This window comes from Variovorax sp. PAMC26660, from assembly GCF_014302995.1.
Lineage (GTDB): Bacteria > Pseudomonadota > Gammaproteobacteria > Burkholderiales > Burkholderiaceae_C > Variovorax.
The window spans coordinates 1707476-1720941 of sequence record NZ_CP060295.1; the positions used below are offsets into that span (position 1 = coordinate 1707476).

At 66.6% G+C, this 13466-nt stretch carries 13 protein-coding genes; 4 read left to right on the forward strand and 9 right to left on the reverse strand.

The features are described from left to right. Positions 1 to 46: 46 nt before the first annotated feature. The 3 genes from aceK to H7F35_RS08185 are packed head-to-tail and all read right to left on the reverse strand — an operon-like array spanning position 47 to position 3039. Positions 47 to 1867, reverse strand: a complete 1821-nt coding sequence (gene aceK / locus H7F35_RS08175) for a bifunctional isocitrate dehydrogenase kinase/phosphatase (RefSeq protein WP_187112415.1) — start codon at positions 1865 to 1867, stop codon at positions 47 to 49. A 13-nt stretch (positions 1868 to 1880) separates the two neighbouring features. Then, positions 1881 to 2600 (reverse strand): carbonate dehydratase, encoded by a 720-nt coding sequence (can, locus tag H7F35_RS08180; protein ID WP_187112416.1) that lies wholly within the window; start codon positions 2598 to 2600, stop codon positions 1881 to 1883. A gap of 40 nt (positions 2601 to 2640) precedes the next feature. After that, positions 2641 to 3039, reverse strand: a complete 399-nt coding sequence (locus tag H7F35_RS08185) for a MerR family transcriptional regulator (protein ID WP_187112417.1) — start codon at positions 3037 to 3039, stop codon at positions 2641 to 2643. 118 nt (positions 3040 to 3157) lie between these two features. On the opposite strand from H7F35_RS08185, the gene H7F35_RS08190 reads away from it, so the two are divergent. The 4 genes from H7F35_RS08190 to H7F35_RS08205 all read left to right on the forward strand — a co-directional run bounded on the left by H7F35_RS08190 (position 3158) and on the right by H7F35_RS08205 (position 7304). Further along, positions 3158 to 4228, forward strand: a complete 1071-nt coding sequence (locus H7F35_RS08190) for an MBL fold metallo-hydrolase (RefSeq protein ID WP_187112418.1) — start codon at positions 3158 to 3160, stop codon at positions 4226 to 4228. Between the two features lie 17 nt (positions 4229 to 4245). Further along, positions 4246 to 5556 (forward strand): leucine-rich repeat-containing protein kinase family protein, encoded by a 1311-nt coding sequence (locus H7F35_RS08195; protein WP_187112419.1) that lies wholly within the window; start codon positions 4246 to 4248, stop codon positions 5554 to 5556. Then, positions 5553 to 6464: a pseudouridine synthase gene (locus tag H7F35_RS08200; protein ID WP_187112420.1), complete on the forward strand. Its 912-nt coding sequence runs from the start codon at positions 5553 to 5555 to the stop codon at positions 6462 to 6464. The genes H7F35_RS08195 and H7F35_RS08200 overlap by 4 nt, the downstream gene beginning before the upstream one ends. A gap of 69 nt (positions 6465 to 6533) precedes the next feature. Further along, positions 6534 to 7304, forward strand: coding sequence for an SDR family oxidoreductase (locus tag H7F35_RS08205; protein WP_187112421.1), 771 nt, complete (start codon positions 6534 to 6536; stop codon positions 7302 to 7304). Between the two features lie 10 nt (positions 7305 to 7314). Here H7F35_RS08205 and H7F35_RS08210 read toward each other — a convergent pair whose 3' ends face one another. From H7F35_RS08210 to glyQ, 6 genes are all read right to left on the reverse strand, one after another. Beyond that, positions 7315 to 8283: a M48 family metallopeptidase gene (locus tag H7F35_RS08210; protein ID WP_261803564.1), complete on the reverse strand. Its 969-nt coding sequence runs from the start codon at positions 8281 to 8283 to the stop codon at positions 7315 to 7317. A gap of 14 nt (positions 8284 to 8297) precedes the next feature. Beyond that, entirely contained in the window at positions 8298 to 9080 is a 783-nt protein-coding gene (locus H7F35_RS08215) for a lysophospholipid acyltransferase family protein (RefSeq protein WP_187112422.1), read from the reverse strand. After that, positions 9080 to 9673: a D-glycero-beta-D-manno-heptose 1,7-bisphosphate 7-phosphatase gene (gene gmhB / locus H7F35_RS08220; protein ID WP_187112423.1), complete on the reverse strand. Its 594-nt coding sequence runs from the start codon at positions 9671 to 9673 to the stop codon at positions 9080 to 9082. Before gmhB ends, H7F35_RS08215 begins: the two co-directional genes overlap by 1 nt. Before the next feature lie 19 nt (positions 9674 to 9692). Continuing rightward, entirely contained in the window at positions 9693 to 11825 is a 2133-nt protein-coding gene (glyS, locus tag H7F35_RS08225) for a glycine--tRNA ligase subunit beta (RefSeq protein ID WP_187112424.1), read from the reverse strand. Between the two features lie 95 nt (positions 11826 to 11920). Next, entirely contained in the window at positions 11921 to 12472 is a 552-nt protein-coding gene (locus H7F35_RS08230; protein WP_187112425.1) for a metal-dependent hydrolase, read from the reverse strand. 15 nt (positions 12473 to 12487) lie between these two features. Next, positions 12488 to 13396 carry a glycine--tRNA ligase subunit alpha gene (gene glyQ / locus H7F35_RS08235; protein WP_187112426.1) on the reverse strand — a complete coding sequence of 303 codons (909 nt, stop codon included), beginning with the start codon at positions 13394 to 13396 and terminating at the stop codon, positions 12488 to 12490. Positions 13397 to 13466 lie beyond the last annotated feature (70 nt).

Here is a 13466-nt window from a genome sequence, read left to right on the forward strand (position 1 = left end):
GCGTTGACGTTGAAGCAGTCGGCTGCGGCGCGTGCCGCGGCCAGTGTCAGAAATGCGTCGCGTGCCCCTCGTGCTGGAAGCGCTGCGACTCTTCGTACGGGAACACATCGAGCATCTGGCCGGCCTGGATGCGTTCCTTGTGGTGCTGCCAGAAGGCAGCGTCGAGCAGGTCGGCGTGGTGCGCCATGAAGGCCGCGCGCACGTCGCTGTTGCCGAGCAGAAAGGGCTCGAAGGTCTCGGGGAACACGTCCTTCGGGCCGACCGAATACCAGACCTCGCCGCTCATCTCGTCTTCCTCGTTGCGCGGCGTGGGCACCTTGCGGAACTTGCAGTCGGTGACGTATTCGATCTCGTCGTAGTCGTAGAACACGACCTTGCCGCCGCGCGTGACGCCGAAGTTCTTCCACAGCATGTCGCCCGGAAAGATGTTGGCGGCCACCATGTCCTTGATGGCGTTGCCGTACTCGATCACCGCATGTTCGAGCTGGTCTTTCGCGCGCCTGGCGTGGGCCGGGCTCTCGGGGTGCGCCAGCGTGTCGAAGGCTTCCTGCAGGTAGATGTTCAGCGGGATCATGCGGCGCTCGATGTAGACGTGCTTGAGCACCAGCTCCATCTCCCCGTTGCCATCGCGGTCGCCAATCTCGAGCTGGCTGGGTGCGAACTTGCGGATCTCCTCGATCAGTTCGGGCTCGAAGCGATCGAGCGGAAAACCCACGTCGCTGTACTCCAGCGTATCGGCCATGCGGCCCACGCGGTCGTGCTGCTTCACGAGCATGTACTTGCCCTTGATCTGCTCGCGCGTGGTGTCCTTCTGCGGCGGATAGAAGTCCTTGATGACCTTGAACACGAACGGAAACGAAGGCAGGTCGAACACCAGCATGACCATGCCCTTGATGCCGGGCGCGATGCGAAAGCGGTCGCTCGAATAGTTCAGGTGCGAGAGGAAGTCGCGGTAGAACAGCGTCTTGCCCTGCTTGGCCAGGCCGAGCGCGTTGTAGATTTCGGCGCGCGGCTTGCGCGGCATCAGCGAGCGCAGGAACTGCACGCAGGCCGAGGGCACTTCCATGTCGACCATGAAGTACGCGCGTGCAAAGCTGAACAGCATCTGCAGGTCGTCTTCGCCGAACAGCGCCGCGTCGATGTAGAACTTGCCGTGGCTGTCGTGCAGGATCGGCAGCGAGAACGGGATCTCGGTGAAGCCGTTCAGGATGCGGCCGACCACATAGGCGCCCTTGTTGCGGAAGAACAGGCCCGAGAGCACCTGCAACTGGAAGTTGGCGCGCAACTTGACCTGGTGGAAGCGGATCAGGATGACGTGCGCCACGCGCTCGGCATCGCGCCGCTTGTTGGCATAGCTGCCCTGCAGCGCGAAGTCGTCGAGCATCTGCTCGATGGTGTCGGCCAGCGTGTCGTGCGCGGGGTAGTACGGGCGGTAGGTCGGCGCACCGCGCGGCTCGATGTACTCGGTGCTGATGGCTGGGCGAACGAAGATGAAGTCGTTCTGGAAGTAGGCCCGGTGCAGGATCTTGGTGGTGACCGAGTTGAAGAAACTCTCGGCCAGCTCGGGCTGGTGATGGTCCACCAGCAAGCCGATGAAGTGCAGCTTGACCTGGTGCCACACATCCATCGGCTGCTCGCCGGCCTTGAACTCTTTTTCGAGCCGGGCCACGGCCTCGTTCACGCGCAGATCGTAGAACTCGATGCGCTCGCGCTGGGCGCGCTGCTGGCCGTGCCAGTCGGCGGTCTCGAATCGATGCTTGGCACGCGCCGATTCGGCGCGAAACAACCGGTAGTGGCGGTTGAATCCGTCGATCATCGCCTTGGCGATGTCGTAGGCCAGCGGCGAATCGAGGCGCTGCGGGAACATGGGCCCGGCCGGGTTACTTCGCCGTGCCTTCGGTGCCGTCCGCGCCCGCCTGCGCGCTAGGCGACAGGCCCGGCGGCTTGCTCCATTTGTAGCGGATGCGCTGCACCGCGGCCTTGTAGATGGCGTCGAGCGGCTTGTCGCCATCGACGTTCAGGCCCAGGTCCTGCAGCAGGCCGTCGTGCACGCCGAAGGCCCAGCCGTGGATCCTGACCTTCTGGCCCCGCGCCCAGGCATCGACCATGACGGTGCTGACCGCCACGTTGACCACCTGCTCGGCCACGTTGAGCTCGCACAGCGCATCGGCGCGCACTTCCTCGGGAAAGCTCTCCAGCATGACCTTGTGCCGGTCGCGCACGTCCTGGATGTGGCGAATCCAGTTGTCGGCGATGCCGATGCGCGCGCCTTCGAGCGCGGCCTGCACGCCCGAGCAGCCGTAGTGACCGACCACCATGATGTGCTCGACCTTCAGTCGCTCGACGGCAAACTGGATCGCGGACAGCGCATTCAGGTCCGAATGCACCACGATGTTGGCCACGTTGCGGTGCACGAACACCTCGCCCGGCTCCAGGCCTGTGATCTGGTTGGCGGGCACGCGGCTGTCGGAACAGCCGATCCACATGTAGCGCGGCGTCTGCTGCTTCACCAGGCCGGTGAAGAAGCCGGGCCGATCGCGTTCCATCTGTGCGGACCAGGCACGGTTGTGGGCAAAGAGGTCGTCGAGGTTGTCGGACATAGGAACCTATTGTCGGTGAGTCGTGTTTCTGGCGCGGGGTTCAGGCAGCCTTGGCCGCCTTCTGGGCACGTGCGAGCGTGGCGCGGCCTTTCTTCTCGTGAGCGCGCACTTCCGCGATATTGGTCTGCAGTTCGGCCAGCTGTGCTTCGAGCTGCGACCGGTGCGCGCCCAGCACGCCGAGGAACTTCTGCAGCTGCGGCACCGTGTCTTGCGGGCTGTCGTACATGTCGAGGATGTCCTTGGCCTCCGTCAGGCTCAGGCCGAGGCGCTTGGCGCGCAGCGTGAGCGTCAGGCGCGCCCGGTCGCGCGCGCTGTACACGCGCTGCATGCCGGCGCGCTCGGGCGTGAGCAGGCCCATGTCTTCATAGAAGCGGATGGCTCGCGTCGTGAGGTCGAACTCCTTCGCGAGTTCGCTGATGGTGAAGGTTTGCGCGGACATGGAATGGCAGGACGGTTCGGGAACGTCGGGGGGCGTTACGGGGGCGACAGCAGCTTCTTGCCGCGCTCCCTACAATGATGCCATCAACACATGACGTTTACGTAAACGTCAATCTTACATGAACCTCCTCGAACGCGAACTCCACTACCCGATGGGCGACACCCTGCCCGAGCCCGGCACCGCACTGGAAGTGGCACCCGGCGTGCGCTGGATCCGCATGCGGCTGCCCTTTGCACTGGACCACATCAACCTCTGGCTGCTGCGCGACACCATCGACGGCGTCGAGGGCTGGACGGTGGTCGACTGCTGCATCGCCCGCGACGAAGCGCGCGCGCAGTGGGAGCAGGTGTTCGAGACGCAACTGCAGGGCCTGCCGATCCTGCGCGTGATCGTCACCCACATGCACCCCGACCACATCGGCCTGGCCGACTGGCTCTGCACGCGCTGGAACGCGCCGCTGTGGATCAGCTCGACCGACTACCACGTGGCACGCGTGCTGACCACCGCCGGCGACAGCGCGGCGGGCGGCGAGCTGGCGGCGAAGTTTTTCGCTTCGCACGGCCTGACCGATCCCGAGGCCGTCGCCAAGATCCGCGCGCGCACCAACTACTACGCGGGCATGGTGCCTTCGGTGCCCGACAACTTCACGCGCATGCTCGACGGCGACACGGTCATGATCGGCGGCCACGCCTGGCGCTGCATCAGCGGCTACGGCCACGCGCCGGAGCACATCGCGCTGTACTGCGACGAACTGAAGCTGCTGCTGGGCGGCGACATGATGCTGCCGCGCATCTCGACCAACGTGAGCGTGCATGCGGGCGAGCCCGAAGCCAACTCGCTGCGGCTCTTTCTCGACAGCATCGACAAGTTCAAGGCGCTGCCGGTCGACACGCTGGGCCTGCCCTCGCACGGCAAGCCGTTCACCGGCATCCACCGCCGCGTCGACCAGTTGCAGGAGCACCACCGCGACCGATTGGCCGAGCTGCTCGAAGCCTGCACCGCGCGCCCGATCACCGCAGCCGAAGGCCTGCCGATCCTGTTCAAGCGCGAACTCGACCTGCACCAGATGACCTTCGCGATGGGTGAGGCCGTGGCCCACCTGCACCTGCTGTGGTTCTCGGGCCAGGTCAAGCGCGAACTGGGACAGGACGGCATCTACCGCTTCGGCGCCCGAAGCACGACGGCCTAGCGATTTAGACTCGCCGGATGGACAACACGCTGGCTCAGCTGCGCGCGGGCCGGCTGGCAGGCGCAAAACGAATCGATCTCTCGTGCGGACTCACCGAGTTTCCGCGCGAGCTTTTCGACCTTTCCGATTCACTCGAAACACTGAACCTCTCGGGCAATGCGCTGAGCGCGCTACCCGACGACCTGGGCCGGCTGCACAGGCTGCGCGTGCTGTTCTGCTCGGACAACCGCTTCACGGAACTGCCCGCGTCCATCGGCCAGTGCCGTGAACTCGGCATCGTCGGCTTCAAGGCCAACCACATCCGCAGCGTGCCGGCCGAAGCACTGCCGCCTTCGCTGCGCTGGCTGATCCTCACGGACAACCAGATCGAGGAACTGCCCGACACGCTGGGCCAGTGCACGCGCATGCAGAAGCTGATGCTGGCGGGCAATCGCCTGCGCACGCTGCCGCAATCGGTGGCGGCCTGTCGGCAGCTCGAACTGCTGCGCATTTCCGCCAATCGCTTCGAGGCGCTGCCCGAATGGCTGCTCTCGTTGCCGCGCCTGTCGTGGCTCGCCGCCGCAGGCAACCCTTTCGACACGCAGGCGGAAGACGCGGCAATCACCGCGCAATCGGTGCCGCACGTCGACTGGCGCGAGCTGACGCTCGGCAAGAAACTCGGCGAAGGCGCCTCGGGCGTGATCCATCAGGCGGCGCTGGGTGCATCGCAGCAACAGGTGGCGGTCAAGCTGTTCAAGGGCGCGGTCACCAGCGACGGCTGGCCGCACAGCGAAATGGCCGCCTGCATCGCGGCCGGCCTGCACCCCACCTTGATTGCCGCACAGAGCCGCATCGACGGCCATCCCGACGGCACCGAAGGCCTGGTGATGGCGCTGGTGGCCCCGTCGTTCATTACCCTCGCGGGGCCGCCGAGCCTGGCGTCGTGCACGCGCGATGTCTATTCGGACGATGCACGCTGGTCTTGCGACGTGGCCCTGCGCATCGCGCGCGACATCGCCTCGGCCATGCAGCACCTGCATGCGCAAGGCCTTCTGCACGGCGACCTGTACGCGCACAACATCCTGTGGAACGCGCAAGGCGGGGGGCGGCTCGGCGACTTCGGCGCGGCCTGGATGACCCGCTCGCTCGATGCGGCGCAGGCTCTGGCGTTGCAGCGCCTGGAGATGCGCGCCTTCGGCTGCCTGCTGGAAGAGCTGCTTGAACGCTGCAGCAATACGCCACCGCAAGCAGCAACGGCATTGAAAGACCGATGCATGCAACCCGACGTGACAGCGCGCCCCTCGTTTGCCGAAGCACTGTCGGTGCTGCAACGAGAACTCGCGCAATGACAAGCCCCCGGCTGCCGCTGCCCACGCGCGAAGGCGTCGGCCCGAGCTGCGTGGGGCTGTCGCACGGCCCCTGGCCCACCATCGCCGAATTCCTGATCGAGCGCTTTCCCGCCATCACGCGCGAGGCCTGGCTCGAGCGCATCGCGGCCGGCGACGTGATCGACGAGCACCACGTGCCCGTGACCGCGCAGCGCCGCTATGAATCGCCGCTGCGCGTTTATTACTACCGCACGCTCGATGCCGAGGTGCCCATCCCCTTCGAGGAACAGGTGCTGTTCCAGGACGACCAGCTCGTGGTCGTGGACAAGCCCCCCTTCCTGCCCGTCACGCCCACCGGCAAGTACCTGCAGCAAAGCCTGCTGGTGCGGCTCAAGCGCAAACTGAAGATCGACGACCTCGTGCCGCTGCACCGCATCGACCGCAGCACCTCGGGGCTGGTGCTGTTCTCGGTGCGCCCCGAAACGCGTGGTGCCTACCAGGCGATGTTTCCCGAACGCCGCATCGCCAAGCACTACGAGGCCGTGGTGCCGTGGCACGAGGGCGTGTCGTCGGTGCCCGAGGTCTACCGCAGCCGGCTGGTCGACGACGAGCACTTCATGCGCGTGAAGGAAGAAGCGGGCGAGCCCAACTCCGAGACCCGCATCGTGGTGCAAGAGGCGCGAGATGGCCATGCGCTGCTGCAGCTCTCGCCGGTCACCGGCCGCAAGCACCAGCTGCGCGTGCACTGCATGGCGCTGGGCATGCCGATCGTGAACGACCCGATCTATCCCACGCTGCTGCCCGAGAACACCGACGACTTCGACAAGCCCCTGCAGTTGCTGGCCAAGTCGGTGGCTTTTCTCGACCCCATCACCGGCGGCCTGCGCAATTTCATGAGCCCGCGCAGCCTGTCGCTGGCGCCAAGGTGACGCAGCGCGGACGCGCCGCGCACTAAGCTCGTTTCCTGAGATTTTTCTAATTCAGGAGACACCTGCACCATGGACACCACCCAACTCTTCTCGCTGAAGGGCCGCAGCGCCTTGATCACCGGCGGCTCGCGCGGCATCGGCCGCATGATCGCCGAGGGCTTCCTGGCGCAGGGCGCGCGCGTGTACATCTCGGCGCGCAAGGCCGCGGCCTGCGACCAGACCGCCAAGGAGCTTTCGGCCTTCGGCCACTGCGTGTCGCTGCCGGCGGACGTGTCCACGCTGGAAGGCGCGCAGGCGCTGGTCGAGGCCTACGCCAAACACGAAGACTCGCTCGACATCCTCGTCAACAACGCCGGTGCAGCCTGGGGCGCGCCGTACGAGGAGTTTCCGGAAAGCGGCTGGGACAAGGTGGTCGACCTGAACCTGAAGACGCCCTTCTTCCTGACCCAAGCGCTGACGCCGATGCTCAAGAAGGCCGCGACCGACCATCTGTCGAAGGTCATCAACATCGCGTCGATCGACGGCATCTCGATCAATCCGCAGGAAACGTACTCCTACGCGGCCAGCAAGGCCGGGTTGATCCAGCTCACGCGGCGCATGGCACTGCGGCTGGCGCAAGACCGCATCGTGGTCAGCGCGATCGCGCCCGGCGCGTTTGCGTCCGACATGAACAAGGTGGCGCGGGACCATGGGGACGAGGTCAAGGAACGCATTCCGGCCGGTCGCATCGGCGTGCCGGAAGACATGGCCGGCGCCGCCATCTACCTGGCGTCGCGGGCTGGCGACTACGTGATGGGCTCGACGCTGGTGGTCGACGGCGGCGTCACGCACGCCCGCTGAGGCTTTTCTTCTACGACCAGCGAGGGACGGCTTCGTCCTTCAGCTTCTGCCTGAGCAGGTCGTAGTCGGGCACCACGCTCTCGACCGTTTCCCAGAAACGGTGCGAGTGGTCCATCACCCGCAGGTGGGCCAGCTCGTGCGCGACCACGTAGTCGATCACCGGCAGCCCGAAATGAATCAACCGCCAGTTGAGGCGGATCGAGCCGTCCGCGCTCGCGCTGCCCCAGCGCGTTGCGGCATTCGACAGCGACAGCTTCTGCCAGCTCACCCCGAGCCTGGGCGCGAAGTGATCGAGCCGTTCGATGAACAGGCGCCGCGCCTGCCGCATGAGCCAGGCCTGCGCCGCATCGCGGATCTGCGAGGGCTCGGCGTTCTGCGCCACCGCCAGCCGCAAGGTGCGCGGCCCGTCGCCCTCGGCGGCATCGAGCGTGCCGCCGACGCTCGCAAAGCCGTGCTTCGGGTCGAGCTGGATCACGACCGGCTCGCCCATGAAGGGAAACTGTGCGCCGTTCTTCCATTCGATGCGCGTGGCCTCGACACGCGCATGACGCTGCTGCGTCTCGGTGAGCTTGCGCAGGATCCAGTCGGCCTTCTCCTGGATCGCGGCATCGACATCGCGCAGTGCCACCCAGCGCGGTGCGCGCACCGACAGGCCTTCGGCACCCACCAGGAAGCCGATGGTCTTGCGCTTGCCGCGCTTGAATTCATACGCCACGCGCGCCGTGCCCAGCACCACCTGGCGTGTGGCCTGAGGGTGCGCGAAGTTCGCGAGGGTCAGGGTCTCAGCCAGCGGGATCGCTGGCGGTGCATCCTTGTCGTACGGCTCCACGAGCGTTGGCGGCGCGGCCGGCACAGCGGGCGGCGCAACCAGCTTGGGCTTCTTCGCTCGCCGGGGCGCTGCTGGCGAAGGTGCTGGCGGTGCAAATTCGCTCCCCAGCCCCTCGAACAGGTCCATCGTGAACTGCAGCAGGCCCTGCATGTCGGGTTCTTTCTTCAGCGCGCGTCCGATGGCGACGACGGCAATGGTTGCTGCTGCGGGCTGTCGACGTAGGCCTCGGGGTCGAGGCGGCGCATCTCGGCCTCGATCCAGGCTTCGACTTCGCGCATCAGCTCATCGGGCTTGCGGCCCACGCTCGGGATTGCCGGGCCGATGGACACATCGACCACGCCCGGGCGCTTGATGAATGCCTTGCGCGGCCAGACCTTGGCCGAGGTCACGGCAATCGGGATCACCGGCACGCCCGTCTCGCAGGCCAGCCGCGTGCCGCCGCTCTTGTAGGTGCCCTTCTGGCCGCGCGGAATGCGCGTGCCTTCGGGGAACATGATGATCCAGATGCCCTGCGCCAGCAGCTTGCGGCCCTGGTTGACCACCTTGTTGAAAGCCTGCGCGCGCTGGCTGCGGTCGATGTGGATCATGTCCAGCCGCGCCATGGCCCAGCCGAAGAAGGGCACGTAGATCAGTTCCTTCTTGAACACGTAGGCCAGCGGGTGCGGCATCAGCGTGGGCATGAGGAAGGTTTCGAGCGTGGACTGGTGCTTGACCAGCAACACCGCGCCCGCGAGCTGGTCGGTCGGCAGGTTCTCCATGCCGGTCACGCGGGTCTTGATGCCCAGCAGCACGCGCGCGCCGCCGATGGCCCAACTGAGCCATTGCTCGGCCATCCAGTAGAGCGGAATGCCGCGCTTCCAGATCGAGCTGACGCACATGATGATGCCCCAGGGCACGACGGTGACAAGCATCCACAGGGCGTGGAGAACGGAACGGAAAAACGCCATCAGACAGCTACCTGCAGTGCAGCCTGCGCTTCGCGCACAAGCAGAAAGTCGACAAAGGCGGCGAGGCTCTCGTGAACCATCGTGTTCGCCGGATATTCGGGCGGCAGCGGATCGACGCCGCGGCAGGCCGCGCCCATGCCCGTGAGCAGCAGGTGCGGCTCGCAGCCGGCGGCCGCGCCGGCCTGCAGGTCGCGCAGACTGTCGCCAGCCGTCGGGACGCCCTTCAGATCGATGCCATAGCGGTCGCCGATCTGCAGGAACAGGCCCGACTTCGGCTTGCGGCAGTCGCAGTCCTCGTCCGGGCTGTGCGGGCAATAGAACACGGCGTCGATCTTGCCGCCCACGGCCGCGAGCATCTTGTGCATCTTGGCGTGCATGGCATTGAGCGAGGCCATGTCGAACAGGCCGCGCCCCAGGCCCGACTGGTTGGACGCGATCACCACGTGCCAGCCCGCATGGTTGAGCCGCGCCACCGCCTCCAGCGCGCCGGGCAGCGGCGTCCACTCGATGTCGCTCTTGACGAAATCTTCGCGGTGCACGTTGATCGTGCCGTTGCGGTCGAGGATGACGAGTTTCATGGCAGAACCACCCATGGTGAGGTTGTCCGGAAGATCAGACGGCCAGCCGCTCGAGCTGCGCCACGCGGTTCATCGCGGCGTGCAGCAACATCAGCAGGCCCAGGCGGTTCAGGCGCAGGTCGGCCTGCTCGGCATTGACCATCACGCCGTCGAAGAAGGCATCGACCGGCTCGCGCAGCGCGGCCAGCGTCTGCAGCGAGGCGGTGTAGTCGCCGGCGTCGAACTGCGCATTGGCGGCGGGCACGACCTGTGCCATGGCCGCGTGCAGCGCCTTCTCGGCGGGCTCCTGCAGCAGCAGTTCGCTGACGTGCGCGTCGGCCTCGGGCGCCTTCTTGAGGATGTTGCCGATGCGCTTGTTGGCGGCGGCCAGTGCAGCGGCGGCGGGCAGTGCGGCGAAGGCGCGCACTGCCGCCAGCAGCTTGGGCACTTCGCCCAGGCGCTGCGGGCGAGGGGCCAGCACGGCATCGACTTCCTGCGCGCTCGCGCCCTGCTCGCGCAGGCTGCCGGCGAGGCGGTCGAGGATGAAGTCCTGCAGCTCGACCGTGGCCTTGCTGCTCTCGAAGCCGGCGATGCCCTTGAACTGCGCGGCGGCGTCCTGCAGCAGCGCGTTCAGGCCCAACGCGAGGTCCCTTTCGGTCAGCATGCGGATCACACCGAGCGCATGGCGGCGCAGCGCGAACGGGTCGCGGTCGCCGGTGGGCAGGTTGCCGATGCCGAACATGCCGACCAGCGTTTCGAGCTTGTCGGCCAGCGCGACCACGAGGCCGACGGTGTTGCGCGGCAGTTCGTCGCCGGCAAAGCGCGGCTTGTAGTGGTCTTCGATGGCGTCGGCCACTGCGGCATCGAGGCCGTCGTGCAGCGCGTAGTAGCGGCCCATGGTGCCTTGCAGCTCGGGGAACTCGCCGACCATGTCGGTCACGAGGTCGGCCTTGGCCAGTTGCGCGGCTTGCGTCGCCTGCGCGGCCAGCGTGGTGTCACCGAGTTTTTCGGCAATGCCGCGTGCGATGTGCATCACGCGCTGGACACGCTCGCCCTGCGTGCCGAGCTTGTTGTGATAGACCACCTTGCCCAGCGACTCGACGCGCGAGGCCAGCGATTTCTTGCGGTCCTGGTCGAAGAAGAACTTGGCATCGGCCAGGCGCGGGCGCACCACGCGCTCGTTGCCCTGGATCACCGCGCTCGCGTCGTCGGGGCTGATGTTGCTGACGACGAGGAAGTTGTGGGTGAGCTTGTTCGACGCGTCGAGCAGCGGAAAGTACTTCTGGTTGGCCTTCATCGTGAGGATCAGGCATTCCTGCGGCACTTCGAGGAATTCGCGCTCGAAACTGCAGACCAGCACGTTGGGGCGTTCGACCAGCGCGGTCACTTCGTCGAGCAGTGCGTCGTCGTGGATGGGCACGGCACCGCCGCCGACCTTGATGGCGGCGGCCGCCAGTTGGCGTGCGATTTCAGCGCGGCGCGCCTCGAAGCTCGCGATGACTGCGCCGTCGTCCTGCAGTTGCAGCGCATAGCTGTTGGCATCGCGCAGCACGACCGGATCGACCGCCGCCTCGAAGCGGTGGCCGTGCGTCTCGCGGCCGGCCTTCAGGCCCAGCGCCTCGATGGGCACCACAGTGCTGCCGTGCAGCGCCACGAGGCCGTGCGCGGGACGCACGAAGCTCACGCTGGTCCAGCCGGGCAGCTCGCTGCCTTCTTCAAGCTGGTAGGTCATGACCTTCGGAATCGGCAGCTTGGCAATGGCCTCGGCCAGGGCCTTCTGCAGGCCTTCGGCCAGCGTGGCGCCCTTGGCGGTGCTTTCGTAGAACAGCGCTTCGGCCTTGCCGTCCATCGCGCGCTTGAGGCCCGGCACGGCCGAGGCGTCGGCGCCGAGCGCGCCCAGGCGCTTGAGCAGGGCCGGCGTGGGCTGGCCCGAGGCATCGAGGCCCACGGCCACGGGCATGAGCTTTTGCGACACGGCCTTGTCGGCGGCGCGCTCGGCCACGTGCGTGAGGTGCGCGGCAAGGCGGCGCGGCGAAGCATAGGCGGTGAGCACCGCGCCCGCCTCGGCGAGCCCCTGCGCCACGAGCTGGTCGCGCAGCACGCCGGCAAAGGCGTCACCGAGCTTCTTCAACGCCTTGGGCGGCAATTCCTCGACAAACAGTTCGACAAGAAGGCTGGCAGACGACATGGCTCAGAGGGATAGGACGAAAACTGCGCCGCAAGCGGCGCCGGTCACGGGCACGCAGCAATGCGGCACCGTGGAAGGGAAAGAAGAAAAACGGTTCATGCGGCGACGGCGCCGTTGCGCCGCTCCACGCTGCGGCGCGCCACGAGCGCAAGCACCGCCACCACCAGCAGCGGCGCCCAGACGGTGAACATCTCGTTGAGCAGCACCTGCGCGCCGCGCGGCGAGAAGAAGCGCTTGAGCGCTATCGGCGACACCTCGATGGGCCGCCACGGGCTGAAGTAGCGCACGTCGCTGAACGGCCAGAAGAAGGCGATGCCGATGCCGCCATTGGTCAGCATGTCCAGCAGCGGATGCGACACGGTGCACAGCGCGATCCACGCCCAGCCGGTCGCGCGGCGCATGCCCCATCGCGGCGCGAGCCACCAGCCGATGAGGCCGAACACCAGCGCGAACAGCAGGGTGTGCGTGAAGCCGCGGTGTCCGCTCATGCCGCCATAGGCAATGCCGAGCTTGAAAGCGAGGCCGTCGAAGTCCGGCACGATGGCCGCGAGCATGCCCACCAGCAGCGCCGCCACCGGCACGCGCCGCGTGCCCAGCGCAATGGCTGCGCAGACGGGAACGGCGACATGGGTGAAGATCGTTGGCATGGCGGGCGGGCAGGGTCAGGCGGGCTTCTTCGGCGGCATCTGCGCAACCCATTCGCGCGGCGCCATCGGGAAGCCCAGGCGCTCGCGGCTTTCGTAGTAGCTCTGCGCCACGCTGCGCGCGAGGTTGCGGATGCGGCCGATGTAGGCCGCGCGCTCCGTCACGCTGATCGCGCCGCGCGCGTCGAGCAGGTTGAAGCTGTGTGCGGCTTTCAGCACCTGTTCGTAGGCCGGCAGCGCGAGCTGCTCGGTCATGAGGTGCTTGGCCTGCTTTTCATGCGCATTGAAGGCGGTGAACAGGAACTCGGCGTCGCTGTGCTCGAAGTTGTAGGTCGACTGCTCGACCTCGTTCTGGTGATAGACGTCGCCATAGGTCACGCCGGGCGCCCATTCCAGTTCGTAGATGCTTTCCTTCTGCTGCAGGTACATCGCCAGGCGTTCAAGGCCGTAGGTGATTTCGCCGGTGATCGGCTTGCAGTCGATGCCGCCGACCTGCTGGAAGTAGGTGAACTGCGTCACTTCCATGCCGTTGAGCCAGACTTCCCAGCCCAGGCCCCAGGCGCCGAGCGTGGGGTTTTCCCAATCGTCCTCGACGAAGCGGATGTCGTTCTTCTTCAGGTCGAAGCCCAGGGCTTCGAGGCTGCCGAGGTACAGCTCCAGAATGTTGGAAGGCGCGGGCTTGAGCACCACCTGGTATTGGTAGTAGTGCTGCAGGCGGTTGGGGTTCTCGCCGTAGCGGCCGTCCTTGGGGCGGCGGCTGGGCTGCACATAGGCGGCCTTCCACGGTTCCGGGCCGAGGGCGCGCAGGAAGGTGGCGGTGTGCGAGGTGCCCGCGCCCACTTCCATGTCGTACGGTTGCAGCAGCGCACAGCCTTGGTCGGCCCAGTACGACTGCAGTTTGAGAATGATTTGTTGGAAGGTCAGCATGGCTCTGCGTGAAGGCGGCCGCCCGGTGGGAGAACCCCGCGGCGCAACGAACCGGCTATTTTACGAGGCA

Coding starts and splice junctions, on each gene's coding strand:
- aceK (WP_187112415.1), bottom strand. CDS start 1,867: ATGTTCCCGCAGCGCCTCGATTCGCCGCTGGCCTACGACATCGCCAAG.
- can (WP_187112416.1), bottom strand. CDS start 2,600: ATGTCCGACAACCTCGACGACCTCTTTGCCCACAACCGTGCCTGGTCC.
- H7F35_RS08185 (WP_187112417.1), bottom strand. CDS start 3,039: ATGTCCGCGCAAACCTTCACCATCAGCGAACTCGCGAAGGAGTTCGAC.
- H7F35_RS08190 (WP_187112418.1), top strand. CDS start 3,158: ATGAACCTCCTCGAACGCGAACTCCACTACCCGATGGGCGACACCCTG.
- H7F35_RS08195 (WP_187112419.1), top strand. CDS start 4,246: ATGGACAACACGCTGGCTCAGCTGCGCGCGGGCCGGCTGGCAGGCGCA.
- H7F35_RS08200 (WP_187112420.1), top strand. CDS start 5,553: ATGACAAGCCCCCGGCTGCCGCTGCCCACGCGCGAAGGCGTCGGCCCG.
- H7F35_RS08205 (WP_187112421.1), top strand. CDS start 6,534: ATGGACACCACCCAACTCTTCTCGCTGAAGGGCCGCAGCGCCTTGATC.
- H7F35_RS08210 (WP_261803564.1), bottom strand. CDS start 8,283: ATGCAGGGCCTGCTGCAGTTCACGATGGACCTGTTCGAGGGGCTGGGG.
- H7F35_RS08215 (WP_187112422.1), bottom strand. CDS start 9,080: ATGGCGTTTTTCCGTTCCGTTCTCCACGCCCTGTGGATGCTTGTCACC.
- gmhB (WP_187112423.1), bottom strand. CDS start 9,673: ATGGGTGGTTCTGCCATGAAACTCGTCATCCTCGACCGCAACGGCACG.
- glyS (WP_187112424.1), bottom strand. CDS start 11,825: ATGTCGTCTGCCAGCCTTCTTGTCGAACTGTTTGTCGAGGAATTGCCG.
- H7F35_RS08230 (WP_187112425.1), bottom strand. CDS start 12,472: ATGCCAACGATCTTCACCCATGTCGCCGTTCCCGTCTGCGCAGCCATT.
- glyQ (WP_187112426.1), bottom strand. CDS start 13,396: ATGCTGACCTTCCAACAAATCATTCTCAAACTGCAGTCGTACTGGGCC.